20 protein-coding genes and 2 pseudogenes are annotated in these 25,112 nt (G+C 64.2%); 14 read left to right on the top strand and 8 right to left on the bottom strand.

Annotated features, from left to right (window positions below):
• Positions 1–12: 12 nt before the first annotated feature.
• From grxD to ACE103_RS26790, 4 genes are all read left to right on the top strand, one after another.
• Complete coding sequence (gene grxD, locus ACE103_RS26805; protein ID WP_028336765.1) at positions 13–345, top strand: Grx4 family monothiol glutaredoxin; 333 nt, start codon at positions 13–15, stop codon at positions 343–345.
• A gap of 2 nt (positions 346–347) precedes the next feature.
• Positions 348–893 carry an O-acetyl-ADP-ribose deacetylase gene (locus ACE103_RS26800; protein ID WP_375775517.1) on the top strand — a complete coding sequence of 182 codons (546 nt, stop codon included), beginning with the start codon at positions 348–350 and terminating at the stop codon, positions 891–893.
• A 49-nt stretch (positions 894–942) separates the two neighbouring features.
• Positions 943–2,229 carry a serine hydrolase domain-containing protein gene (locus ACE103_RS26795; protein WP_375775516.1) on the top strand — a complete coding sequence of 429 codons (1,287 nt, stop codon included), beginning with the start codon at positions 943–945 and terminating at the stop codon, positions 2,227–2,229.
• 104 nt (positions 2,230–2,333) lie between these two features.
• The gene (locus ACE103_RS26790) at positions 2,334–3,596 is read left to right on the top strand and encodes a serine hydrolase domain-containing protein (RefSeq protein WP_375775515.1); all 1,263 of its coding nucleotides are present in this window, start codon (positions 2,334–2,336) and stop codon (positions 3,594–3,596) included.
• Positions 3,597–3,619: 23 nt separating this feature from the next.
• Here ACE103_RS26790 and ACE103_RS26785 read toward each other — a convergent pair whose 3' ends face one another.
• The 4 genes and pseudogenes from ACE103_RS26785 to ACE103_RS26770 form a co-directional block, all read right to left on the bottom strand.
• A complete protein-coding gene (locus ACE103_RS26785; protein WP_375775514.1) occupies positions 3,620–4,687 on the bottom strand; it encodes a threonine aldolase family protein in 1,068 nt (355 codons plus the stop codon).
• A gap of 92 nt (positions 4,688–4,779) precedes the next feature.
• Positions 4,780–5,397 carry a 30S ribosomal protein S4 gene (gene rpsD, locus ACE103_RS26780; protein WP_092115295.1) on the bottom strand — a complete coding sequence of 206 codons (618 nt, stop codon included), beginning with the start codon at positions 5,395–5,397 and terminating at the stop codon, positions 4,780–4,782.
• Positions 5,398–5,667: 270 nt separating this feature from the next.
• Positions 5,668–6,452: pseudogene (locus ACE103_RS26775) on the bottom strand (acyltransferase).
• A gap of 118 nt (positions 6,453–6,570) precedes the next feature.
• The gene (locus tag ACE103_RS26770; protein ID WP_223976168.1) at positions 6,571–6,960 is read right to left on the bottom strand and encodes a cupin domain-containing protein; all 390 of its coding nucleotides are present in this window, start codon (positions 6,958–6,960) and stop codon (positions 6,571–6,573) included.
• Between the two features lie 936 nt (positions 6,961–7,896).
• Here ACE103_RS26770 and ACE103_RS26765 point away from each other — a divergent pair.
• The 8 genes and pseudogenes from ACE103_RS26765 (at position 7,897) to ACE103_RS26730 (ending at position 18,582) form a co-directional block, all read left to right on the top strand.
• Entirely contained in the window at positions 7,897–8,898 is a 1,002-nt protein-coding gene (locus ACE103_RS26765; protein WP_375775513.1) for a formylglycine-generating enzyme family protein, read from the top strand.
• Between the two features lie 26 nt (positions 8,899–8,924).
• Positions 8,925–10,727 carry an arylsulfatase gene (locus ACE103_RS26760; protein WP_375775512.1) on the top strand — a complete coding sequence of 601 codons (1,803 nt, stop codon included), beginning with the start codon at positions 8,925–8,927 and terminating at the stop codon, positions 10,725–10,727.
• Positions 10,728–10,791: 64 nt separating this feature from the next.
• Positions 10,792–11,889 (top strand): HAD family hydrolase, encoded by a 1,098-nt coding sequence (locus tag ACE103_RS26755; RefSeq protein WP_375775511.1) that lies wholly within the window; start codon positions 10,792–10,794, stop codon positions 11,887–11,889.
• Positions 11,880–13,280, top strand: a pseudogene (locus tag ACE103_RS26750) (DUF1254 domain-containing protein); the annotation flags it as partial. The gene ACE103_RS26755 and the pseudogene ACE103_RS26750, both read left to right, overlap by 10 nt.
• Positions 13,266–14,264, top strand: a complete 999-nt coding sequence (locus tag ACE103_RS26745; protein ID WP_375781186.1) for a DUF1254 domain-containing protein — start codon at positions 13,266–13,268, stop codon at positions 14,262–14,264. The pseudogene ACE103_RS26750 and the gene ACE103_RS26745, both read left to right, overlap by 15 nt.
• 55 nt (positions 14,265–14,319) lie before the next feature.
• A complete protein-coding gene (locus ACE103_RS26740) occupies positions 14,320–15,339 on the top strand; it encodes a transporter (RefSeq protein WP_375775510.1) in 1,020 nt (339 codons plus the stop codon).
• 113 nt (positions 15,340–15,452) lie between these two features.
• The gene (locus ACE103_RS26735) at positions 15,453–17,555 is read left to right on the top strand and encodes an adenylate/guanylate cyclase domain-containing protein (protein ID WP_375775509.1); all 2,103 of its coding nucleotides are present in this window, start codon (positions 15,453–15,455) and stop codon (positions 17,553–17,555) included.
• Complete coding sequence (locus ACE103_RS26730) at positions 17,482–18,582, top strand: ABC transporter substrate-binding protein (protein ID WP_375775508.1); 1,101 nt, start codon at positions 17,482–17,484, stop codon at positions 18,580–18,582. The genes ACE103_RS26735 and ACE103_RS26730 overlap by 74 nt, the downstream gene beginning before the upstream one ends.
• Positions 18,583–18,643: 61 nt before the next feature.
• Here ACE103_RS26730 and ACE103_RS26725 read toward each other — a convergent pair whose 3' ends face one another.
• The gene (locus ACE103_RS26725; RefSeq protein WP_375775507.1) at positions 18,644–19,420 is read right to left on the bottom strand and encodes an HpcH/HpaI aldolase/citrate lyase family protein; all 777 of its coding nucleotides are present in this window, start codon (positions 19,418–19,420) and stop codon (positions 18,644–18,646) included.
• Positions 19,421–19,479: 59 nt separating this feature from the next.
• Positions 19,480–20,277: a glutamate racemase gene (murI, locus tag ACE103_RS26720; RefSeq protein WP_375775506.1), complete on the bottom strand. Its 798-nt coding sequence runs from the start codon at positions 20,275–20,277 to the stop codon at positions 19,480–19,482.
• A 173-nt stretch (positions 20,278–20,450) separates the two neighbouring features.
• Between murI and ACE103_RS26715 the strand changes: the two genes are divergently transcribed.
• Together ACE103_RS26715 and ACE103_RS26710 are read left to right on the top strand one after the other, a co-directional pair.
• Complete coding sequence (locus ACE103_RS26715) at positions 20,451–21,050, top strand: cytochrome b (protein WP_375781185.1); 600 nt, start codon at positions 20,451–20,453, stop codon at positions 21,048–21,050.
• A gap of 93 nt (positions 21,051–21,143) precedes the next feature.
• On the top strand, positions 21,144–22,169 hold the full coding sequence (locus ACE103_RS26710) for an agmatine/peptidylarginine deiminase (protein WP_375775505.1): 1,026 nt from the start codon (positions 21,144–21,146) through the stop codon (positions 22,167–22,169).
• Positions 22,170–22,329: 160 nt separating this feature from the next.
• On the opposite strand, the gene ACE103_RS26705 is transcribed toward ACE103_RS26710, so the two are convergent.
• Together ACE103_RS26705 and purB are read right to left on the bottom strand one after the other, a co-directional pair.
• Entirely contained in the window at positions 22,330–23,502 is a 1,173-nt protein-coding gene (locus tag ACE103_RS26705; RefSeq protein WP_223976178.1) for a M20 aminoacylase family protein, read from the bottom strand.
• A 209-nt stretch (positions 23,503–23,711) separates the two neighbouring features.
• Complete coding sequence (gene purB, locus ACE103_RS26700; RefSeq protein WP_375775504.1) at positions 23,712–25,025, bottom strand: adenylosuccinate lyase; 1,314 nt, start codon at positions 25,023–25,025, stop codon at positions 23,712–23,714.
• Positions 25,026–25,112 lie beyond the last annotated feature (87 nt).

Below are 25,112 nucleotides of genomic sequence, written 5' to 3'. Positions count from 1 at the left end.
AAGGAAGCGAAAATGAGCATCGAGCAATTCATCGACAACGAAGTGAAGTCGAACGACGTCGTGCTGTTCATGAAGGGCACGCCGCAATTCCCGCAGTGCGGGTTTTCCGGTCAGGTCGTGCAAATCCTCGACCACATCGGTGTCGGCTACAAGGGCCTCAACGTTCTGGAATCGGCCGAGCTGCGCGACGGCATCAAGGTCTATTCGAACTGGCCGACGATTCCGCAGCTCTATGTGAAGGGCGAGTTCGTCGGCGGTTGCGACATCATCCGTGAGATGTTCCAGGCCGGTGAATTGCAGCAGCTGTTTGCCGACAAGGGCATCCCGGTCGACGTGGCTGCCTGACCTTGACGGCGCGCCAGATCGGCAAGGCGCGGCTCGAAGTCATCGTTACCGACATCACGACCCTGCGCGTTGACGCCATCGTCAACGCGGCCAATTCGTCGCTGCTTGGGGGCGGCGGCGTCGACGGCGCGATCCACGACGCGGCCGGGCCCGAATTACTTGACGAGTGTCGGACGCTCAACGGTTGCGAGACCGGCGATGCCAAGATCACCAAGGGCTATCGGCTCCCCGCGAAGTACGTGATCCACGCCGTTGGTCCGATCTGGAATGGCGGCAACCGTGGAGAGGACGCTCATTTAGCGTCTTGCTATCGCCGCAGCATTGAGCTTTGCCGGGCCAACAATCTGGCTTCGGTTGCGTTTCCGGCGGTCTCGACCGGTGTCTTTCGCTTCCCGGCTGATCGGGCCGCTAAAATCGCCGTCAAAACTGTCGTCGACGCCCTGCCATCGGCCCCAAGCCTTACGCAAGTGATCTTCTGCTGCTTCTCGGCCCAGAGCGACGAGCTGCATCAGCAGGCCCTGGACGCCTTCGGGAGCCCTTGTGCCTGATGATACCGCCGCTACACTTCCTCGTGATTTCCGGGGAGGGATAGTTCAAATGCATTCATTTCGCTTGAAGTGCGCCGCCGCAGCCGCCGCGGTGTTGCTGGCGGCATCGTTGGCGTACGCGCACACCGAAGGCACCTACGAGATTCCGGCGGGCGCGCATTTCAACCCCGACAAGCTCGCCAAGATCAGCGAGTTCTTCAAGAACGAGGTCGCGACCGGAAAGATTCCCGGCGCCATCGTCCTGATCCAGCAGCATGGCAAGCCGGTCTATCACGAGGCCTTCGGCGTGCAGGACGTGGTCAGCAAGGCGCCGATATCAGACCAGACCATCTTCCGCCTGGCCTCGATGTCCAAATCGATCACCGCCGTGGTCTCGATGCAGCTTCTGGAGGAGGGCAAGTACAAGCTCGACGATCCCGTCTCGAAATACATCCCGTCCTTTGCCGATGTGAAGGTCGGCGTCGAGAAGAAGGCCGAGGACGGCACCAAGACGCTCGAACTGGTGCCGCCACAGCGGCCGATGACGATCCTCGATCTGATGACGCATACGTCCGGCATCACCTACGGGTTCTATGGTGATAGCCTGGTCCGCAAGGCCTACAAGGACGCCAATATCTACGGCGGAGATTTCGATCTCGCCGAATTCGCCGAGCGGATCGCCAAGCTGCCGCTGCACAACCAGCCCGGCGCGCTCTGGCAATACGGCCATTCCACCGACATTCTGGCGCGCGTGATGGAGGTGGCCACCGGAGAGAAATTCTCGACGATCGAACGCGAGAAGCTGCTTGACCCGCTCGGCATGAAGGACACCGGCTTCTTCGTCACCGATCCCGAGAAGCAGAAGCTGATGGCCGAGCCGATGCCGAACGACAGCGACTTCCGGGTCGGCCGGATCAACGATCCGACCAAGGTCAAGAAATGGGAGTCCGCCAGCGGCGGCATGGTCTCGACCATGGCGGACTATTCGCGCTTCGCCCAGATGCTGCTCAATGGCGGCACCCTCGACGGCAAGACCATCCTGAAGCCCGAGACGTTCAAGGAATTGACCACCGATCGTGTCGGCCCGGGCTCAGGCGTTGCGCGCGACGTATTCTATTTCCCCGGCGACGGCTTCGGCTTCGGGCTCGGGATCGCTGTGCGTACCGATCCGGGCAATGCCAAGCCGCCGCCGCCCGGCGATCTCGGCGAGCTGAAATGGGACGGCGCCAGCGGCTGCTATTACATCATCGACCGCAAGCAGGACTTCTTCTTCATCCTCCTGGAGCAGACGCCGACCGAGCGTCAGCGCATCCAGCGGACGTTGAAGCAGCTCGTCTATGAAGCCATGGAAAACTAGAGCGTTTTCGAGCGAAGTGGGTACCAGTTCGCGTGAAGAAAACGCGCCAAAAGCAAAACCATAAGAGCATGATCCGGTCCAATCGGATCGGAGCATGCTCTTATATGCGTGGGTGCCGCGCGTTCGTCGCGGCACTCGCGCTCGCCCTCGTCGCAACGGTTGCGCAGGCCGGCTCCGCGGGGCCAGCCGCGCACAGCTTCTCGGCGGAGGGCCTCGCCAAGGTCTCCGACTATGTCCGGAACGAGGTCGTGACCGGAAAGATTCCCGGTGCGATCCTGCTGCTGCAGCAGCACGGCAAGCCGGTCTATTACGAGAAGTTCGGGGTTCGCGACGTCGCAACCGAGTTCTCGATGAGCGCGGATACCATCTTCCGTCTCTATTCGATGTCGAAGCCGATCACGACAGTCGTCGCCATGATGCTGGTGGAGGAGGGCAGGCTTGCGCTCAGCGATCCGGTGTCGAAATACATCCCGGCCTTTGCCGACATGAAGGTCGGCGTCGAAAAGCGCGGCGACGAGAGCAAGGCGACGATGACGCTGGAGCCGCTCAAGCGTCCGGTCACGATCGAAGACCTGATGCGCCACACGGCAGGACTGCCCTATGGCTATTATGGCGGCGGTGTCGTCAACAAGACCTACGCCGATGCCGGCCTGTTCGACAACGATCCCGACAATGCCGAATTCGCAGCGCGGCTCGCGGCGTTGCCGCTTGCCGAGCAACCCGGCACGCAATGGGACTACGGCCATTCCACCGATCTGCTCGGCCGCATCATCGAGGTGATAACAGGGAAATCGCTGTTCCAGTTCGAGAAGGAGCGGCTGCTCGGTCCGCTCGGGATGAACGAGACCGCATTCTATGTTGCCGACCAGGCGAAATGGCCGCTGATCGCCGAGCCAATGCCGAAGGATCGCACCATCAGTCCGGTGGCGGAGGTTCGCGATCCGCGCAAGCCGCTGCGCTGGGAGTCCGGCGGCGGCGGCATGGTCGGCACCGTCGGCGACTATGCGCGCTTCTCGCAGATGCTGTTGAACGGCGGCAGCTATGGCGGGAAGCGCTATCTGAAACCGGAAACCATCGCGCTGATGGCGTCAGATCATATCGGTCCCGAAACCGGCGTCGTGCGCGACAAGAACTATTATCCGGGGCCGAACTCCGGCTTCGGCCTCGGTTTCGCGGTCCGCACCTCGGTGCCGGAGAACACGTCCTGGCCGCTCGGCGAATATCGCTGGGACGGCGTCGGCGGCACGTTCTTCTTCATCGACCCGGCCGACGATCTGTTCGGGATCTTCATGGTGCAGACGCCGTCACAGCGCGGCCGGATCCAGCAGGAGCTGAAGACGCTGATCTACCGGGCGATGGGGCGGTAACCGGCTTCGTAGCCCGGATGGAGCTACGCCCCGCGCACGATGTCCCTGACGTGACCGATTGCTTCCTCGATCATCGCAGCTGACACGTCGAGATGCGTGCAGGCCCTGATCCGGCCGTCCATCATCGCGAGCGTCACGCCGCGATTGCGCAGCTCGGCGACCATCTTGTCGCCGGAGACGCCGGCGCCGTCGGGCTTGAAGAAGACGAGGTTGGTTTCGGGCGCCTGCACCGCGATGCCGTTGATCTGCGCCAGCCCGCGCGCCAGCGCCCGCGCATTGGCATGGTCGTCGGCGAGACGGTCGACATGGTGATCGAGCGCGTAGATGCAGGCGGCGGCGCAGACGCCGGATTGCCGCATCGAGCCGCCGAGCCGCTGCTTCCAGCGCCAGACATCGTCGATGAAGGCGCGGTTGCCGGCGATCACGCCGCCGATCGGCGCGCCGAGTCCCTTGGAGAAATCGATCCAGGCGGAATCCCACCCCGCCGTCATGTCGCGCGGCGAGATGCCTGAGGCGACGGTCGCGTTCAGGAGGCGCGCCCCGTCCATATGGGTTATGAGTCCATGGTCCTTGGCGATGCGCACGACCTCGTCGAGCGCGGCTTTCTTCCAGATCGTGCCGCCGCCGATATTGGCGGTCTGCTCGACGCTGACCAGCACCTGCGGCGGCTGGTAGCGGGTGCGTGGATGCAGCGCAGCGCGAAAGGTCTCCGGCGTGAACTGGCCGTCGTCGCCCGGCAGCTGCGTGATCTGGAAACCGCCGAGCGCGGCATGCGCGCCACCCTCGCGGGCGATGATATGCGCGGTCGCGTGCGCCAGGACCTCGTCGCCGGGGCGGCAATAGGCCAGCGTCGCCGCGACGTTGCACATCGTGCCCGACGGCATGAAGACGGCGGCTTCCTTCCCGAGCAGATCGGCGACGCGGGCGTTGAGCTCATTGGTGGTCGGATCGTCGCCGACCTGCTCATCGCCGACCTCCGCCCGCGCCATCGCCTCGCGCATTCCGGGCGTCGGTTTCGTCTGTGTGTCCGACAGCAGGTTGATGCGGACGGCGGGCGCCTTGGGATCGGGCCGGGCAGGGGTGTAGTGCATGATGGTTCTCTCGGTCGATGTGCCGCGACTTTAGCCAAACAAAAAGGCCCCGGCAAAACCGGGGCCTTTCGGATCTCGCATGCGTGCCGTGATCAGCGCGAATAGAATTCGACGATCAGATGCGGCTCCATCTGCACCGGGAACGGCACGTCGCCGAGCGCCGGGATGCGGACGAACTTCGCGGTCATCTTGCCGTGATCGACTTCGAGGAAGTCGGGCAGGTCGCGCTCGGGCAGCTGGGCGGCTTCCAGCACCGGGGTGAGCTGCTTGGAGGCTTCCTTGACCTCGATGGTGTCGCCGACCTTCAGCTTGTAGCTGCCGATGTTGACCTTGCGGCCGTTCACCTTGACGTGGCCGTGGTTGATGAACTGGCGCGCAGCGAACATCGTGGCGACGAATTTGGCGCGATAGACCACGGTGTCGAGACGGCGCTCGAGCAGGCCGATCAGGTTCTCGCCGGTGTCGCCCTTCAGGCGGCTGGCCTCGACATAGATGCCGTGGAACTGGCGCTCGGAAATGTTGGCGTAGTAGCCCTTGAGCTTCTGCTTGGCGCGCAGCTGCACGCCGAAGTCGGAGAGCTTGCCCTTGCGGCGCTGGCCGTGCTGGCCGGGGCCGTATTCGCGGCGGTTCACGGGGCTCTTCGGGCGGCCCCAGATATTCTGGCCCATGCGGCGATCGATCTTGTACTTCGCCTCACTGCGCTTTGTCATCGCGTCCTCTTTGATAGCCGTCGCACGAAGCGCCCGGCGTTTTGTCAGTTTCAGGTTTGAGGAGACGCGCCCTCCTGTGTACCGGCCAAAAAAGGCCCGTACCGACAGGTCCGCCTCGAAAGCTCGGGGAGAACCACGGGTCGCGAAACGTATCGCGGGCCGAAACCGGCCCGCGAGCAAGGGTGGTCTTAAGGAGAAAGTCCGGTTCTGTCAAACAAAACGCAGGGCGATTTGGGTCGAATCGGCGTCAAAATCGGCCGGTTTCACAGGTCAAAGCCGAGCTCCGGCCGCCCGGACCGGCCGGGCGTCGGCTTGCGGCCGGATCGCGCCCAATTCCGCGGCGATTTCGCCGCCCAGCACCTGCTCGAGCCGGGTCAGGGTCTGGGCAATCAGGGCGGCGTCGCAGACCAGATGGTCCCAGCGCAGCACCACGTCGATGGTCAAGTCCGGCTTGATCACGCCATAGCTCAGCAGGAACGGCCCGGGCTCAGCGCGTGCAACTCGCCCGGGCCATAGGCCGCGACCGAGGTGACGCCGAAGCTGCCGCAGAAATTGGCGCGCTGCCGGCCGAAATTCATCCCGATCGCCCATGCCAGGCGGCGCAGCGGAAACGGCAGGCGCGTCACACAGAGCATCTTGCGGAATGAGGGGATCTTGTGCAGCGGCGCGGTCTTGGCGCGCCGGATCAGCGCATCGACATCGCCAAGCGCCATCTCGTCGGCGCCCCGGACGCGTTCGAACAGTACGCATTCCTCGCCCTTCTCAACGCGCGCAATGGCCACCATGCCGACGCTGCACGGCAGCTCGTAGAGACAGGGCCAGGGCCATTTGGCGTGCAGGGTGCGCAGGGTCGGCTCGGTCTTGGCGATCAGCGCGAATGCCTTGACGAAGATCGAGGCCCAGCCCGGCGCCTGCGCCGCGCGTGCGCGGGCCTCGACCACCGCACGAACGTTCAGCGAGCGTGTCAGGGAGACGAACGGCACGCCGGCCGACGCGTACATCAGATCTGCGACGAGACGGCGCGGCAATGAAATCCGACGAAATTTGCCGCGCATCTGTTCGGTTCATATCCCTGCATTCAGGCAAAAATCAAAAGGCCCGGCGAGCTCGGATGGTTGCTCGCCGCACCTGAAGCCAACATGAACCAACTGGTCGGAGGCCAACAGGTTCGGCTCACGGCGCCGGTTTGGCCAAGGGCTCGCCGGCCTTGACCACGTAGACCCCTAGCACCTTGAGCGGCTTGTCGCCGGAAGTTTTGGCATCGTGCACCGCACCTTCCGGAATCTGGTAGGAATCGCCTGCCTTGAGCTTCAGCGGCGGCTTGCCGTCGATCGCAAGTTCCAGCTCGCCCTCGAGCACATAGCCGGTTTCAGCGCCGGGATGGCTGTGACGACCGGACGCACCCCCGGCTGGAACCTCGGCAATCGCCGTGACCGTGTTGTAGCCCGCCGGGAAATCGACCTTCTGCAGCGGCGTTCGCTTGATGCCGCTCTGCTGCGCAAAGGCAGCGCCGGCACCAGCAAACGCAATCACGGTGAGACCGAGCAGCAACTTCCTGAACATGCATTTTCCTCCCCAAGGCGCGGAACTCTAGCAGCGCGGAATCGCGGCGGAAAGCCGGCGAAGTGTGATCTGCGCTTGCGACGTTCGGATAAGTCCGCCGGCTGTCATGGAATTGGACGCGGTCATCCTTACGCGGGGCTTACACGCTGTTCAGGCAATTGCAGTGTTCCACCGCAGGTCCGATGCCCGGCTTTGAACACCGGTTTCTTGACCTGATAGGAGCTTGCTCACCGGCAGATGCCGGGACGAAGCCGGTGGCTTCGCGTCTACGCTCGATCCCGGTGAATGCCGCGACGAATCCACGCTTCCAACGACAGCGCGATCGATCGACTGAGTGCAGGCGCTTGAAGCCAGTGCACCGAGCGCCCTGCGACATCGTGCCTCGCTCGGTTGGACTCGTACCGTGAGCCCATCGAGCGGATTTCGCAAACGCGCAGTTTTTCGCTTGTTTTTTCGAGAAAGAGAATCCGACGACGATATCGGATTGATGGAATTGGGACATCGTTCGTTAAGGCTGCACGCCTTGGGGTTGCGGGTGGCACAAACTGCACATCACATGCAAGGCGCGTTGCGCTATCGTTTGATCCCAAAGCGAAACAGCTCGTGACAACGTCCGGCGGGACGGATCACGCGCCGCAGGAGCGGGCGCGTGCGGACGCGCGCACCGATAACGACAAGCAGAGAAAGGGAAGCGGGCCTGACGTAATCAACGCTGCCGAGAAGTGCAGTACAGAAAAATGGAAGGGCGCGACAATGCGATCGAGCACGACGTTGGATCCCTACGAACCCAAGCCTGTGACCTACAAGCCTGTGATCTACAAGGCTGCCATCTTCAGCAAGATTTTCCTCGGAGCGGTCATCGGAGTCACCGCCCCACCGAGAACGCAGGGGTTCCGGGACCATTGCCCACGGTAGCGCGCGAACAGGTGCATCGCCATGTCCCGGGCAGAGATCACCTCCGCTGAACCAGGGCCGGACGACCGGATGCAGACCGACGACATGGTCTGGATTCCCGGCGGCACCTTCCGCATGGGCTCGGACCATCACTATCCCGAGGAGGCACCGTCGCATCGGGCCTCGGTCGATGGCTTCTGGATTGATCGTACACCGGTGACCAACGCCCAATTCCGCGACTTCGTGCGGGACACCGGCCACATCACCATAGCCGAGCGGCCGCCCGATCCCGCGCAATATCCGGGCGCGCTGCCGCATATGCTGTACGCCGGCTCGCTGGTGTTTTCGCCGCCGCGCCGGGTCCACACGCTGCGCGACTGGAGCCAATGGTGGACCTTCCTGCGCGGCGCGAATTGGCGTCGTCCCTATGGCCCGCGCAGCAACGTCAATGTGCTCGGCAGCCATCCCGTCGTCCACGTCGCCTATGCCGATGCGCTCGCCTACGCCAAATGGGCCGGCAAGGAGCTTGCGACGGAAGCGGAGTGGGAGTTCGCGGCACGTGGCGGGCTCGACGATGAGGAATATGCCTGGGGCAATGCGCTGACGCCCGGCGGCAAGCACATGGCCAACATCTGGCAGGGCAATTTCCCGCTGCAGAATCTCTGCGAGGACGGTTTTGACCGAACCTCGCCGGTGACCGCATTCCCGCCGAACGGTTACGGCGTCCACGACATGATCGGCAATGTCTGGGAGTGGACCGCCGACTGGTGGTCGGCCCGCCACGAGGCCGACGCGGCAAAACCCTGCTGCATCCCGCAAAACCCGCGCGGCGGCCGCGAGGACGCGAGTTACGATTCCTGCCAGCCCGCGATCAGGATTCCGCGCAAGGTGCTGAAGGGCGGCTCGCATCTCTGCGCGCCGAATTACTGCCGCCGCTACCGCCCCGCCGCGCGCCATGCCGAACCGGTCGATACCTCGACCAGCCATGTCGGGTTCAGGTGCGTGGTGCGGCCCTCCGCCGACGTTTCTCGCCCGCCGAAATGAATGCCTTGCAACGAAGGGAGTGTCTGATGAGCAACGACGCCGAGAACAACAAGCAGAACGGCACGAAGCAGGCGATTGACCGCCGCAATCTGTTGCTGGGGACATCGACCCTGGTGGCCGCGGCGGCACTGACGTCCGATGCGTTGGCGCAGGCGCAGAAGGCAGCACCAGTCACCAGTCCCGCGCCCGCGGCGCCATCCGGCCGCAAGCCGAACATCCTGATCATCTGGGGCGACGACATCGGCATCGCGAACATCAGTGCCTATTCGAATGGCCTGATGGGTTACGAGACGCCAAGCATCGATCGCATCGCGCGCGAAGGCCTCAAGATGCAGCACTATTACGGCGAGCAGTCCTGCACGGCCGGTCGCGCTGCGTTTCTCACCGGACAGCATGGCATTCGTACCGGCCTGACCAAGGTCGGCTTTCCCGGTGCGCCAATGGGAATGAGCCAGCTCGATCCGTCAGTTGGCGGCTTGCTCAAGAATCTCGGCTATGCCACCGGCCAGTTCGGCAAGAATCATGTCGGCGACCGCAACGAGTCGCTGCCGACCGTGAACGGCTTCGACGAGTTCTTCGGCAACCTCTACCATCTCAATGCCGAGGAAGAGCCCGAGCTGCCTGACTATCCCAAGGATCCGGCCTACCGCGCCAAGTTCGGCCCCCGCGGTGTGCTGCGCTGCAAGGCGACGGATCGCGACGATCCCACGGTCGATCCTCGGTTCGGCAAGGTCGGCAAGCAGACCATCGAGGACACCGGCGCGCTGACCAAGAAGCGCATGGAGACGGTCGATGACGAGACGTCCGCGGCGGCGATCGACTTCATCAAGCGGCAGCAGGCGGCCGGCAAGCCGTTCTTCTGCTGGTTCAATGCGACCCGCATGCATCTGCGCACCCATGTCCGCGCCGAGCATCGCGGCCGCTACACCCACGGCGACAGCGAGTATGTCGACGGTATGATGGAGCACGACGACACCGTCGGCTCGCTGCTCAAGACGCTGGATGATCTGGGAATCGCCAACGACACGGTCGTGGTTTATTCGAGCGACAATGGCCCCCACATGAACACCTGGCCCGACGGGGCCATGACCTGGTTCCGCTCCGAGAAGAACACCAACTGGGAGGGCGCTTTCCGCGTCCCGTGCCTGGTGCGCTGGCCGGGCACGATCAAGCCCGGAACGGTCAGCAACGAGATCATGAGCCACAACGACTGGATTCCGACGCTGTGTGCGATCGCCGGCGAATCCGACATCGTGGCTAAGCTGAAGGCGGGCTACACCGCGAACGGCATCAACTACAAGGTCCACCTCGACGGCTACGACCAGTCCGCGTTCCTCCGCAATGTCAGCGGGACCGCCGGCAACAACAACGGCACCAAGAGCGCGCGAGACAAGTTCTTCTACTCGGACGACGACGGCCTGTTGGTGTGCTTCCGGCAGGGTGACTACAAATACGTCTTCTCCGAGCAGCGCAAGGAAGGGACGATGGGGCTGTGGGCCGAACCCTTCACCACGCTTCGCCTGCAGAAGATATTCAATTTGATGCAGGACCCCTTCGAACGCGCCGACATCACTTCCAACACGTTCTGGGACTGGAACATGAATCACGTCGGCTCAGCCTACGGCATGATGGACGAGGTGTTTCAGTTCGTCGCGACGTTCAAGGAGTTTCCGCCGCGCTCGTTCCCGCCGAGCTTCAATCCCGCCAACATCCTGGAAGGCATGATGGACGGGATCAAGCAGAAGAAAGCGTTGGTGGAAGGCGTCGATGTCGACAAGGTCCGCGCCGGACTGAACCGGATCATCCAGCAACAACTCCAGAATCGCTGACCCTCCATGCCCGGCCCATCTATCGGTGGGCCGGGTGGCTCTCTACGGGAGATTCGACGAGATCATGTCCTTGCTCGCCCGCTTTGCCCGGCTCGTAGCCCTCGTGACGCTGCTCGCGGTTGGCTGCGGCGCTATTGAGTACCGCGAGGCGCTGGCGCAGCGCGATCCGCTGCCGTCCTGGAACGACGGCGCGGCGAAGCAAGCGATCACCAGTTTCGTCGCACGCGTAACGACGCAAGGCGGTGCGGACTTCGTACCGCCCGCCGCGCGCATCGCCACGTTCGATAACGACGCCACGCTATGGACCGAGCAGCCGTTCTATTTCCAGCTCGCCTTCGCGCTCGACCGTGTCCGGGCGATGGCGCCGGATCATCCCGAGTGGAGGACGCAGCAGCCGTTCAAGGCGTCGCTGGAGAGGGACACCAGCGCGCTTGCGGCGACCGGAGAGAAGGGACTGCTGCAGATCATGGCGGCCACGCATGCCGGCATGACCACGGAAGCCTTCGCGCAATCCGTCCGCGACTGGCTCGCGACGGCAAGGCATCCGCGCTTCAACCGGCCTTACGACAGCCTGGTCTATCAGCCCATGCTGGAGCTGCTCGCCTATTTGCGCGCCAACGGCTTCAAGACTTTCGTCGTCTCCGGCGGCGGCGTCGAGTTCATGCGGCCCTGGATGGAGCGGGTCTACGGCATCCCGCCGGAGCAGGTGGTCGGCTCTTCGGGCGTGGTCACGTTCCAGATCGGCGCCGACGGCAAGCCCGAGCTGATGAAGGCGGCCAAAGTGGAGTTCATCGATGACGGTCTGGGCAAGCCCGTCGGGATCAACCGCTTCATCGGCCGCCGCCCGATCTTCGCTTTCGGCAATTCGGATGGCGATCTGCAGATGCTGCAATGGACCGCCGCGGGTGAGGGCGCGCGCTTTGCCGGCGTCGTGCATCACACCGATGCCGCGCGCGAATACGCATACGACCGGCAATCGAAGATCGGCAAGCTCGACAAGGCGCTCGACGCGGCCGCAGCCGGCGGCTGGACCGTGGTCGACATGAAGCAGGACTGGCAGGAGATCTTTCCCGCCCCTGATCACAACGGGCGCCGCGAAGGAGCCGAAGCCATGAGCGGCCGAACAACGTCAATCCGTTTTGAGGTGATCCAATGCGAGTAGCCATGATGAAGGAAATCGCACTTGCCGCGCTCGTCATGATGTCGACCCTCGCGTCGGCTTCGGCGCAGACGACGCCGGAAGAGGCGCGGGCGATCGCGCGCGATGCCTATGTCTACGGCTTTCCGCTGGTAGACAACTATCGCGTTCAATATTCCTATTTCGTCGATCGTGCCGGACCGGAATACAAGGCGCCCGCGAATACGCTGTACAACAACGCGCGCGTCTATACGCCGGACGACAAGGCGATCCAGACCCCCAACTCGGACACGCCGTATTCCTATGTCGGTGCGGATTTGCGCGCCGAGCCGCTGGTGTTCACGGTGCCAGCGGTGGAGAAGCGCCGCTACTATTCGCTGCAGTTCATCGACCAGTATACGTTCAACTTCGCTTATGTCGGCAGCCGCGCCACCGGCAACGGCCCGGGAAGTTACTTGCTCGCGGGACCTGGTTGGAAGGGCGAGACGCCGAAGGGCATCAGCGGCGTGCTGCGGTCCGAGACGGATTTCGCATTCGTGCTGTACCGGACGCAGCTGTTCGGTCCTGAGGACATCGACAATGTGAAGAAAGTCCAGGCCGGCTACAAACTGCAGCCGCTTTCGCAATTCCTCGGCAAGCCTGCGCCTGCCGCGGCGCCGGCGATCGACTTCGTCAAGCCGTTGACGCCGCAGCAGCAGAAGAATTCACCCGAGTTCTTCAACGTCCTCAATTTTGTCCTGCAGTTCTGTCCGGTGAATCCCACGGAGAGCGCATTGCGGGCACGTTTCGCAAAGCTCGGCGTCGCGGCCGGCAAGCCCTTCAATGCCGATCAGCTGGCGCCCGACATCCGCCAGGCGGTGCAGGACGGCATGGCCGATGCGTGGAAGCAGTATGCGGCGGCCGACAAGAAGATGGCGACCGGCGAGATGACGAGCGCCGATGTGTTCGGAACCCGTGCGTTCCTGAAGAACGACTACCTCAAGCGCATGATCGGCGCTGTCGACGGCATCTACGGCAATTCGAAAGAGGAGGCGATCTATCCCGGCTACGTCATCGACGCCGCGGGCGAGCACCTCGACGGCACCGCCGGCCGCTATACCATGACGTTTGCGCCCGGCCAGTTGCCGCCGGTCAATGCGTTCTGGTCGCTGACCATGTACGACCTGCCGCAGCGCTACCTCGTCGCCAACCCGCTGCATCGCTACCTCATCAACTCGCCGATGCTGCCGAACCTGAGGAGGAATGCGGACGGCGGCCTGACGCTTTATGTCCAGCGCGAGTCGCCCGGCGCGGACAAGGAGGCGAACTGGCTGCCGGCGCCGAATGGTCCGTTCCTGATGGCGCTTCGGCTGTACTGGCCGAAGGCCGAAGCCTTCAATGGCAAATGGAAGCGGCCGCTGCTGCAGCGGGTGGCGGATGCCACGGTCGGCGCAGCGCCGGCCGCGGGCGGCGCCGTGCCGGTCACCGTCGACAACTTCGCCCGTGCGGAGTCCGATCTCTTCATCAACAACCTTGCCAAGGACGCCGGCCTTGGCAAGCTCAGCCACCGACGCGAGCCGGCAAGCATCGACAAGCAGTCGGTCATCCGGCTCAATCGCGATACGCTCTATACATCCGGCGTGTTCGACCTCGACGCTGGTCCCGTGACGATCATGATGCCGGACGCCGGCAAACGCTTCATGTCGCTGCAGGTGATCAACGAGGATCACTACGTGCCCGCGGTGTATTACGGCGCCGGTAAACGCACCTTGACGCGCCAGAATGTCGGCACGCGCTACGCGGTGGCCGGGATTCGCACGCTGGTCGATCCGAACGACCCGAACGACCTCGCACAGGTTCATGCGTTGCAGGATGCGATCAAGGTCGACCAGAAGGCACAAGGCAAGCTTGAGCTGCCGAACTGGGATCAGGTCAGCCAGAAGAATATTCGCGACGCGCTGCTGGCGTTGAATGACTATACCGGCGGCTTCGCCCATGCGTTCGGGCCCAAAGGGCAGGTCGACCCGGTGCGGCATCTGATCGGCACCGCCGCCGGCTGGGGCGGCAATCCCGATAAGGACGCGTCCTACCTCAGCATCACGCCGGCGAAGAACGACGGCGCCACGGTCTACAGGCTGACCGTCAAGGATGTTCCCGTCGACGCGTTCTGGTCGATCAGCGTCTACGACGCGAAGGGTTATTTCGAGAAGAATCCCTACGACGCATATGCGCTGAACAACATCACGGCGAAGAAATCGGCCGATGGCTCGATCGCGATCCAGTTCGGTGGCTGCGACGGCAAGATTCCGAATTGCCTGCCGACCATGAAGGGCTGGAACTACACGGTCCGGCTCTATCGGCCGCGCCCGGATATCCTGAACGGAAAGTGGAAATTCCCGGAGGCGCAGGCGGTGAACTGAGGTGCACGCGAATCCGTTACGGTGTCTTGAACGAGGTGGGGAGGTTCAGATCACGGTGCTCAAACTTCACAGGCGCGCTTTACTCGGTATCATCGGCACGCTCGCGCTGTCGGCCGTGCCGCGCACGGCGTTGGCCGATGCCGGTGGGCTGAGCTTCTGGCTGCCCGGCGCGTTCGCCAGCCTGACGGCGGCGCCGGCGATGCCCGGCTGGGCGTATGAGACGATCTACATTCACCTCGATCAAAGCGCCAACGCGAGCAAGAATTTCGTCATCGGCAACCGCGTGCCGGGATCCGTCGTCGCCGGGCTTAACGCCCATGCGGACGTGCTGATCGAAGGCTTCACCTATACCTGGGCGCAGTCCGTGCTTGGCGGGCAGGCGGCGGTGACCTTCCTGACTGCGCCGGGAAATATCGGTGTCGGCGTTGACGCGACGCTGACCGGCCCGCGCGGCAACACGCTCTCGGGCGTCGCAACCGACAACCGCACCACGGTCTCTGACGTCTTCTACCAGGGCACCCTGAAATGGAATCAGGGTGTCAACAACGAGATGTTCTATATCTTTGGCAACATCCCGAGCGGGACCTATGACAGCACCCGTCTCGCCAATCTCAGCTTCGGATTCGTCGCGATCGACGTCGGCGGCGCCTATACTTATCTCAATCCGGAATCCGGCCAGGAGTTCTCGGTGCTGGCCGGCGTCACCTACAATGGAATGAACAAGGATCTGCAGTACCAGAACGGCATCGACTTCCACGTCGACTGGGGACTTTCGAAGTTCATCGAGAAGAACGTCCATGTCGGTGTTGCCGGCTACTATTTCCAGCAGCTCACCGGCGATAGCGGGGCTGGCGCCAAGCTCGGCGATTTCAAGGGACGCGTCGCCGGGATCGGACCGCAGGTCGGATTCATCTTTCCGGTCGGCGAGGGCTATCAGGGCTATCTGAACGTCCGCGGCTACAAGGATTTCGCCGCCGAGAACCGCGCGGAGGGATGGACGGCCTGGGTCACGTTCCAGCTCTCGACCGCCGCGCCACAGACGGCGCCGGCAAAGCCGATCGTACGCAAGTATTAGAGCTTCGGTTCTGATCGAACCGAAGCTCTACCTTTTGTTTGACGCGTTTTCTTCACGCGAACCGGTGCCCACTTCGCTCGAAAACGCTTTGAAGGAGGCGAACGACAGACCCGATGAGTGATGCGCGCGCGACCGGCCGGCGGCCGGTTCGGATCGGCTTCCGCACTTCCATCATCACGGTGTTCATCGCCGCGGTGCTGGTGGTCGGGCTGACGCTGGTCTATCTCAGCTTCAGGCGGGTCTCCTCGATCACGCAGATGGCGGCTAGCACGTTCATCGACAAGGTCGGGCAACTCGGTGCCGACCGCATCGACGCGCAGTTCAAGAATGTGCGCGACAATCTCGAGATTTTGGCGGGGCTGCCGGCGATCCAGGAGGCCGATATCGCCGACAACACCAGGCTCTACGGCCTGCTGGCCTCGATGCTGCGCAACAATCCGCAGATCTTCAATCTCTATGTCGGATACGAAGACGGCTCGTTCCTCGAGATGGACGTCATCGATCGCGCCAAGCCGCAATTCCGCACGGCGTTGAATGTCGACGCCGACGCGGTCTACCGCGTGGTCGTGATCGCGCGCACAGGGGCGGCCGCGGCGGCGCCGGTGACGCTGTTCCTGTCGGAAAATTTGATTCAGGTCGCGCAAGTCGCAGGACCTGACAGCTACGACCCGCGGCAGCGTCCCTGGTATGTCGAGGCCTTCAAGGATCGCAAGACGCTGCTCACCGGGCCCTATGTGTTCTATGCGACCGGCGAGCCCGGCTACACGCTGCGCATCCCGCTGAGGGAGGGCCGCCGCGGGGTGGTGGCTGCCGATCTCCTGCTCAATCGCCTCGAGGAGATGCTGAGCCGGCAGAAGCTCGGCAAATCCGGACTGGCCTTCCTGTTCAACGATGCCGACCGCATCGTCGGTCATCCCGAGATGCGCGATCTGATGGCGGAGCGCCGTGACGCGCTGCCCCGGATCGAGGCCCTCAAGCTTCCCGGCCTGTCTGCGGCGATTGCGTCCTGGCGCAGCGATGGCAGCGCCCAGCAGTTCTTCACCGACGGCGACGGGCGGACGCTGGTTGCAGCCTTTCACCGCATCGAGACCGCCGGGGCGGCCAACATCCGCCTCGCGGTGATCGCCCCGCTCGACGAATTCTTTGCCAAGATCATCTCGGAGCGGCGCGCACTGTTCGCCATCGCGCTCGGATTTGTGATCGCGATGCTGCCGTTCGCGTTCTGGCTCGGCTCGCTGCTTGCCCGGTCGCTGCGCGAACTGGCGCGGCAGACCGACGAGATCCAGCGCTTTCAGCTCGCCGACCGGCCGCGCATGCAATCGGCGATCGACGAGATCGACGAGCTCGGCCGTTCGGTGTTCACGATGCGCACCGTCGTGCGCAATTTCTCCAGTTTCATTCCGCAGCCGATCGTCCGTCAGCTGATGGCGTCCGGGGCCTCGTTGCAGCTCGGCGGCGTCAGGCGCGAAGTCACGGTGCTGTTCACCGACGTCGCCGATTTCACCGCGAAGACGGAGAAAGCGGATCCGTCGCAGGTCATGATCTTCACCTCGCGCTATTTCGCCGCGATGTCGGAGGCAATCATGAAGCACCACGGCACCATCGACAAATTCATCGGCGATGCGGTGATGGCACTGTGGAATGCGCCGGACGACGACGACGATCACGTCATTCATGCCTGCGAGGCGGTGCTGGACTGCCTGCAGCGCAACGCCGAGCTCAACCGGGCGTTCCGCAGCGAGGGCTGGCCGGCCTTCACCACGCGGTTCGGCCTGCATCTCGGTGACGCCGTGGTCGGCAATGTCGGCTCCGCCGACCGCATGAACTACACCGCGCTCGGTGCCACCATCAATCTGGCCTCGCGGCTCGAAGGCCTCAACAAGAACTACGGCACGCAAGTCCTGGTCAGCGCGGCCGTGCGGGCGCGCGCCGAGCACAAATTCGCGTTCCGCAGCGTCGACCAGATCCGGCCGAAGGGCTTTGCCGAGGCGATCACGGTCTATGAGCTCTGCGGCGCGCGCGGCGATTCCGAGCTGGCGTTCTGCGCATTCTGGGAGGCCGTCTACGCTGCGATCCGCGGCGGGGAACCCGCCACGGCGCTGCTGCACATTGCCGACTTCCTGGCCGAATATCCCGGAGACGGTGTCGCGCAATACCATGCCGAACGGCTGCGCGATGCCGTTCAGCAACCGCTGCTCGATCATCCGGTGCACTGAGATGCCGACCGAGGCCTGCGTGCTGCCCCGCAAGATCAGCCGGCGACGTATCCTCGGCGGAACCATCGGCGCGGCGCTCAGCGCCGCGGCGGTCGTCGCACCCGCAATCGCGCGAGACCGTGCCCGGCTGCGGCTTGGCTATCTCCATGTCGTCGCCGTCGACGGCCAAATTCTCACCGGCCTTGACCGCGGCTCGTTCGACAAGGAAGGCATCGATCTTGATCTGGTCGAGTTCAACACCGGCTTCGAGGTGGTGCAGGCGATCGCCGCCGGCAAGCTCGACGTGCTGTCGGCCGGTGGCGTCATCTCGAGTCTGCTGCCGCGTGGCGGTTACACCGCGTTCCTTGTCAACGATATCGAGATCGCGACCGCGCAGCTCTGGGTGCGGCCGGACAAGGGCGTGACGACATTCGCCGACCTTCGCGGCAAGCGCATCGCGACCGCCAGGATGACCACGGCCCACATCTTCCTCGATCGTGCGCTGCGCGCCAACGGCCTCGCGCCGACCGATGTCGAGATCGCCAACAGCAACATGTCCGCGGCGGTGGACGCGTTCATCGCTGGCGAGGTGCCCGCCGTCGCGCTGTGGGTGCCGTTCAATATCACGGTGCGCGAAAAGCTGCCTGGCGCCATCAAGCTGGTGGACGCATCCGCCTACTATCCGCAATCCGCCGTCGTCGGCGGCTGGGTCACCCGGCAGGACTATTTCGCCGCCAACCGCGACGTCTTCGCCCGGGTCATCCGCGGCTGGGCCGACGCCAACGACCACATGCTGCGCAACAGCAAGGCCGCGGCCGGTGCGTTGCAGAAGAACCATTATCCGCGGGCGTCGATCGCCGATATCGAGGAGGCGCTGGCGGCGCAGAAGATGTTCTCGTCGCGGGAGTGGAAGCGGCTCTATGCCGACGGCACCGTCGCCAGATGGCTGCAGCAGGTCAGCGATTTCTTCATCACTGAAGCCCCGGTCGCGGCCGCGACGCCAGCCACGCAATATTTCGATCCGAGCCTTTATCTCGCGACGATCTAGAGCATGATCCGGAAAAGTGTGTAGCGGTTTTCCGAAAAGATCATGCTCAAGAAAAAAGACGCTACCGCTTGATCCCGGCGAATGAGGCGGCGATGCCGCGCTGGAACAGCGACCAGTCGAAGCCGAGCGCGAGTGCAAGGTAGCCGCGCTCGATCATCGCATTGGCCTGCTCGGCAGTGCGCGCGACGCCGCCGATCGGCACGCCGCTCTTCATGATGCCTTCTTCGGCGCGCTGCATCAGCGCGATCACTTCGGGATCGTCAGGAAAGCCGCGCTTGTTGATCGAGGTGGCGAGATCGCCGGGCCCGATCACCGCGAGGTCGATGCCCGGTGTCGCCATGATCTCGTCGATGCGATTGACGGCATCGACATGTTCGATCGTGATCATGCAGATCATGTCGTCGTCGGCGGTCGCCATGTAGTCGTTCATCGAGACGCCCCAGCGGAACGGCGCATGGAACGGGCCCCAGAGCCGGTCGCCGTTCGGTGGATAGCGCACGCTGCGCGCGGCCTTCTCGGCGTCGCCGCGGTTGCAGATCATCGGAAAGTTGATGCCGAGCGCGCCGATGTCCATCGGTGCCTTGGCGAGATGCGGCTCGTTGGCCGCGATCCGGACCATCGGAACGCACGGCGTGCCCGAAGTGGCCACGATCATCGCATGCGCGGTGCCCAGATCGATCGGGCCGTGCTCGAGATCGACGATGATCCAGTCCAGGGACTGCGCCATGATCTGCACGGTCTGAATGCTCGGAATGGTCGCGATCGCGCCGAAGGTCGGGCGCTTGTCGCGCCAAGCCTGGCGCAGGCGATTGAGCGGCGTCAGCGGGGCTGTGGTCAAATGCGGTCCTCCCTCGAACGAGGGCAGAGGCTAGCAGCGGGTCGTGACGGCGAAAAGGATCAGGCCGGGACGCGGCCGCCGAAGAACGGCGTCAGCGCGTCAGTGAGCGCATGCGGGCGCTTCGAGGTGAAGATCATCTCGGCACCAGCCTCATCGCTCTCCGTGCCGGCCGGGCCGAGCAAATCGGCGACGCGGCGGGCGATCGCGGGCGCCGGATCGATCCAGTCGACCGGCCACGGCGCCAGCCTGGTGAGGCGTTCCAGCAGCAGCGGATAATGCGTGCAGGCCAGCACGACGGTATCGGTGCGGGCCAGGTTATTGGCGCCATCGCCGACGAAGCAGGGGGCCAGTTCGGCGGCAATGTCCTCGTCGCGCACGATCTGGCCGCTCAGGGCGGCCTCGGCAAGCGAAGCCAGCTCACCGGAACCGACCAGCGTCACCTCACAGCCCTGCGCAAAATCCGAGATCAGCTTGCGGGTATATTCCCGTTTCACGGTGCCTCTGGTGCCGAGCACCGAGACGCGCCTGGTTTTCGACGAGGCGCAGGCCGGCTTGATTGCCGGCACCGTGCCGACGAAGGGCAGGCGGTAGGCGTCGCGCAGATGCGACATGACAAGGGTGGACGCCGTGTTGCAGGCGATCACGACGAGGTCGGGCGCGTGGGCCTCGATCAGCTCGCCGACCAGCGGCACCACCCGGGCGATGATCTCGTCCTCGGTGTGGTGGCCATAGGGGAAGAAGGCGTCGTCGGCGACATAGACATAGTGGGCGTCGGGCCGGGCGCGGACGATCTCGCGCAGCACGGTGAGGCCGCCGAGGCCGGAATCGAAGATGAGGATGGTCGGGGGAGTGGACACGGTGAAAAGTCTATCCGAGGCAGGGTTACCATTCAGTTGTTTTTGGCTATCCGGCCACTGGGGCCGACAAAAGGCGGTGAAGGCGGGAATTTCATATGGCCTTGACCTATCCCTGCAAGTATCACGGCAAACTATTGCTGCGACGTGCGAAATCCAAACGGGGCCATTCGACCATGATCCGCAATACCACCGCGAGCTGGGGCTCGCTCGCCCGTGCGTTCCACTGGGTGCTGGGCATCACCATCATCGGCATGCTGGCCTATGGCTGGTGGATGAACCACTTCCCGGCACGGGCGGACAAGTTCTTCTACCGGTCGATCCATGCCGATATCGGCTACATGGTGCTGCTGCTGACCGTGCTGCGGCTGCTCTGGCGCAGCGTCAACCCGACCCCGGCGCTGCCGGCCGACATGCCCTCCTGGCAGCGGATCGCCGCCCGCGTCAGCCATGGCGCGCTCTATACCGTCACCATCCTGGTCGCGATGCTGGGCTGGGCGCATTCCGGATCCCGTGCCCAGGACTATTCGAGCTTCTTCGGCCTGTTCCACATTCCCCAGATCACCTCGCCCGACAAGGCGGCGGCGGATGCCTATGAAGATCGCCACATCTTCTTCGCCTACGTCTTGCTCGCGCTGATCGTGCTGCACCTCGCCGCGGTCGCCTTCCATCATTTCGTCAAGCGCGACCGGGTCGCGGCGCGTATGATGGGGGCGGGCGAGGTCGACGGCGCCCAAGAGGCGGCGCGGGCGGCGACGCCGAGGACGAGCGGATGACTGCCGAGTCTTGACTGCCAGGTGATGGCATCGCACCGGCGCCGGCGCTAGTCTGGCGGTCAATCCGGGAGGGCCATCGCGGCCAGGACGCTCGTGGACGATCTTGCGCGGGACAATGTGAACTGGCGGATGCCGGACGAGGGCGCGCCGCATGCCGCGACCTGGATGGCGTTCGGCGCCAGCGCCGCGATCTGGGGCGGCAAGCTGCTTCCGGTGGCGCGGGAAAATCTTGCCAACATTGCCAAGGCGATCGCGGCCTATGAACGCGTCAACATGCTGGTGCGCGAGGAGGACCGCGAGATTGCCGCGCGGCTGTGCGGTCCCGCGGTCAGCCTGGTCGTGCAACCGGTCGACGACGTGTGGATGCGCGACACCGGACCGTTGTTCGTGAGGGACCCGTCGGGACAGCTTGGCGCCGTCGGTCTCAACTTCAACGGCTGGGGCAACAAGCAACGCCACGCGCTCGATGCCGAGGTCGCCGCGCATGTCGCCACAGCCGCGAAGGCGACGTTCATCAAGGCGGGCCTCGTGCTGGAAGGCGGCGGGATCGAAGTCGACGGCGAGGGGACAGCCATCATCACCGAGAGCTGCGTCCTCAACCCAAATCGCAATCCGGGTGTGTCGAAGGACAAGTGCGAGGCCGAACTGTCTCGCCTGCTCGGGCTGGAAAAGATCATCTGGCTGCCCGGCATCGCCGGCAAGGACATCACCGACGGACATACCGACTTCTACGCGCGCTTTGCCGGTCCCGGCGTTGTCGTGGCTGGCCTGGAACTAGATCCGTCGTCGTTCGATCATGCGGTGACCAGGCGACACCTCGATATCCTGCGCGGTGCTGTCGATGCGAAGGGCCGCCGTCTGGATGTCGTGGTGCTGGAGGGGCCGTCGACGGTGCGTCCAAAGCACGGCAGCAAGGACTTCGCCGCCGGCTACATCAATTTCTATGTCTGCAACGGCGCCGTGATCGCGCCCGAGTTCGGCGACGCGACCGCGGACCGCAACGCGCACGATATCCTGCGCGACCTGTTTGCCGACCGGGAGATCATCCAGCTCAACATCGACGGCATCGCTGCCGGCGGCGGCGGCATTCACTGCACCACGCAACAGCAGCCGCGTTGATGTGAATGGCCCGGCCGCGACGGATCGCGGCCGGGCCGTTCATCGATTGCACTAGAGCGTTTTCGAGCGAAGTGGACACCGGTTCGCGTGAAGAAAACGCGTCAAAACAACAACCTAGAGCTTCGGTTCTGATCCTGTCAGAACCGAAGCTCTAGCGGTGCTAACCCGCCGGCATCTGCTTCTCGACTAGGCGTACCCAGTAGGACGCGCCGTGGCCGAGGATGTTGTCGTTGAACTTGTAGGCCGGGTGGTGGCACATCGGGCCGTCGCCCATGCCGAGGAAGACGAACGCGCCGGGGCGCGCCTCCAGCATGAACGCGAAATCCTCGGCGCCCATGACCGGCACCAGATTGTCGTTGACGCGCTCGGCGCCGGCCACATCGCGTGCGACCTCGGCGGCGATGCCGGCCTCGCGGGCGTGGTTCAGCGTCACCGGATACATGCGGCCATAGTCGGTCTCGGCAGAGCCGCCATAGGCCTTGGCAATGTTGGAGGCGACTTCGCCGATCCGGCGCTCGACCAGATCGCGCACACCGGGATCCAGCGTGCGCACGGTGCCGCCAAGCGTGACGGTCTCCGGGATCACGTTGAACGCGGCGCCGGCCTCGAACATGGTGATCGAGATCACAGCCGATTTCAGCGGATCGACATTGCGCGACACGATCGATTGCAGCGCATTGATGATCTGGGCGCCGATCAGCACGCTGTCGACCGCTTCGTGCGGGGCCGCGCCGGCGTGGCCGCCCTTGCCGTGGACGACGATCTTCAAGGTGTCCGACGAGGCCAGCATCGGGCCCGGTGTGGTCGCGAAATAGCCCTCGGGCAGGCCGGGCATGTTGTGGAGGCCATAGACCTCCTGGATGCCCCAGCGGGTCATCAGCCCGTCGTCGACCATCGCCTTGCCGCCGGCGCCGCCTTCCTCGGCAGGCTGGAAGATCACGACCGCGGTGCCGTCGAAATTGCGCGTCTCGGTGAGGTATTTCGCGGCGCCCAAGAGCATCGCGGTGTGGCCGTCATGGCCGCACGCGTGCATCTTGCCGGGGACCTTCGAGGCATAGGCGACGCCCGAGGCCTCGGCGATCGGCAGCGCGTCCATGTCGGCGCGTAGCCCTATGGTCTTGCCCGAACCGGATTTGCGGCCGCGGATCACGCCGACCACGCCGGTGCGCCCGATTCCCGTCACCACCTCGTCGCAGCCGAACTCGCGCAGCTTCTCGGCGACAATGCCGGCGGTGCGGTGCACCTCGTAGAGCAGTTCGGGGTTCTCGTGGAAGTCATGGCGCCAGGCGGCCATTTCATCCGAGAGGGCGGCAACGCGATTGACGATGGGCATGGGAGCGTCCGTTTCTTGTGAGCTTTGTAGTGAACCGTGTAGGGCGGGTCAGCGTAGCGTAACCCGCCGGCTTGTCACGCGAAAGCGACCGTCATTCCGGGGCGATTCGAGCCGCTATTCGCAACTGCGAACTGTGGAATCCAGAGGTTGCGGCGCGAGATTCCGGATTTCGCGCGGTGCGCGTGCCCCGGAATGACGCAGGCAGATCCTCACGCTTCGCCGAACACCCGCTGGAAGATCGTGTCGACGTGCTTGAGGTGATAATCGAGGTCGAACTTCTCCTCGATCTCGGCGTCCGTCAGGTATTTCTTCACGTCGGGGTCATTCTTCAGCAGCGTCTGGAAGTCGCCTTCGCCGCGCCAAACCGGCATCGCGTTGCGCTGCACGAATTTGTAGGCGTCCTCGCGGCTGGCGCCCTTCTGGGTCAACGCGATCAGGACGCGCTGCGAATGCACCAGGCCGCCGAGCCGGTCGAGGTTCTTCTGCATGTTCTGCGGATAGACCACGAGCTTCTCGATCAGGCCGGCGAGCCGGACCAGCGCGAAGTCGAGCGTCACGGTGGCGTCGGGGGCCATCATGCGCTCGGCCGAGGAGTGCGAGATGTCGCGCTCGTGCCACAGCACGACGTTCTCCAGCGCCGGCGTCACATAGGCGCGCACCATGCGCGCCAGGCCGGAGAGGTTCTCCGACAGCACCGGATTGCGCTTGTGCGGCATCGACGACGAGCCCTTCTGGCCCTCGGAGAAGAACTCCTCCGCTTCCAGCACCTCGGTGCGCTGCAAATGGCGCACCTCGACCGCGAGCCGCTCGACCGAGGCGGCGATCACGCCGAGGGTGGCGAAATACATCGCGTGGCGGTCGCGCGGGATCACCTGCGTCGAGACCGGCTCCGGCCGCAGGCCCATCGCTTTCGCAACGTGCTCTTCGACCCGCGGGTCGATCTGGGCGAAGGTGCCGACCGAGCCGGAGATCGCGCAGGTCGAAATCTCGTCGCGCGCGGCGACCAGGCGGGCGCGGGCGCGGGCGCGCGCGAACTCGGCATGGGCATAGGCGAGCTTGAGGCCGAAGGTGACCGGCTCGGCATGGATGCCGTGGGAGCGGCCGATGGTCGGCGTCATCCTGTGCTCGAAGGCGCGGGTCTTCAGCGCCGCCAGCACCCGGTCGAGATCGGCGATCAAGAGGTCGGCGGCGCGCTTGAGCTGGACGTTAAGGCAGGTGTCGAGCACGTCGGAGGAGGTCATGCCCTGGTGCACGAAGCGCGCCTCGGGGCCGACGATCTCGGCGAGATGGGTCAGGAAGGCGATGACGTCGTGCCTGGTCTCACGCTCGATCTCGTCGATCCGCGCGACGTCGAAGGTGGCGTCCTTGCCCTTGGCCCAGATCGTCCTGGCGGCTTCCTTGGGGATCACGCCGAGCTCGGCCAGCGCGTCGGCGGCATGCGCCTCGATCTCGAACCAGATCCTGAAACGCGTCTGCGGTTCCCAGATGGAAGCCATTTCCGGGCGGGTATAACGGGGGATCATCGAGAGCTCCGAATCGAGCGGGGCGGGACCACGCACAGGGAATATAGTGCGGAAAACCGGCCAAAATAGCCGGCGTAGTGGCCGTAG

It is taken from the genome of Bradyrhizobium sp. ma5, assembly GCF_042258955.1.
Taxonomy (GTDB): Bacteria; Pseudomonadota; Alphaproteobacteria; order Rhizobiales; family Xanthobacteraceae; genus Bradyrhizobium.
The sequence above is the reverse complement of the archived record's forward strand: the minus strand, read 5'-3'. Positions and strand labels throughout refer to the sequence as shown.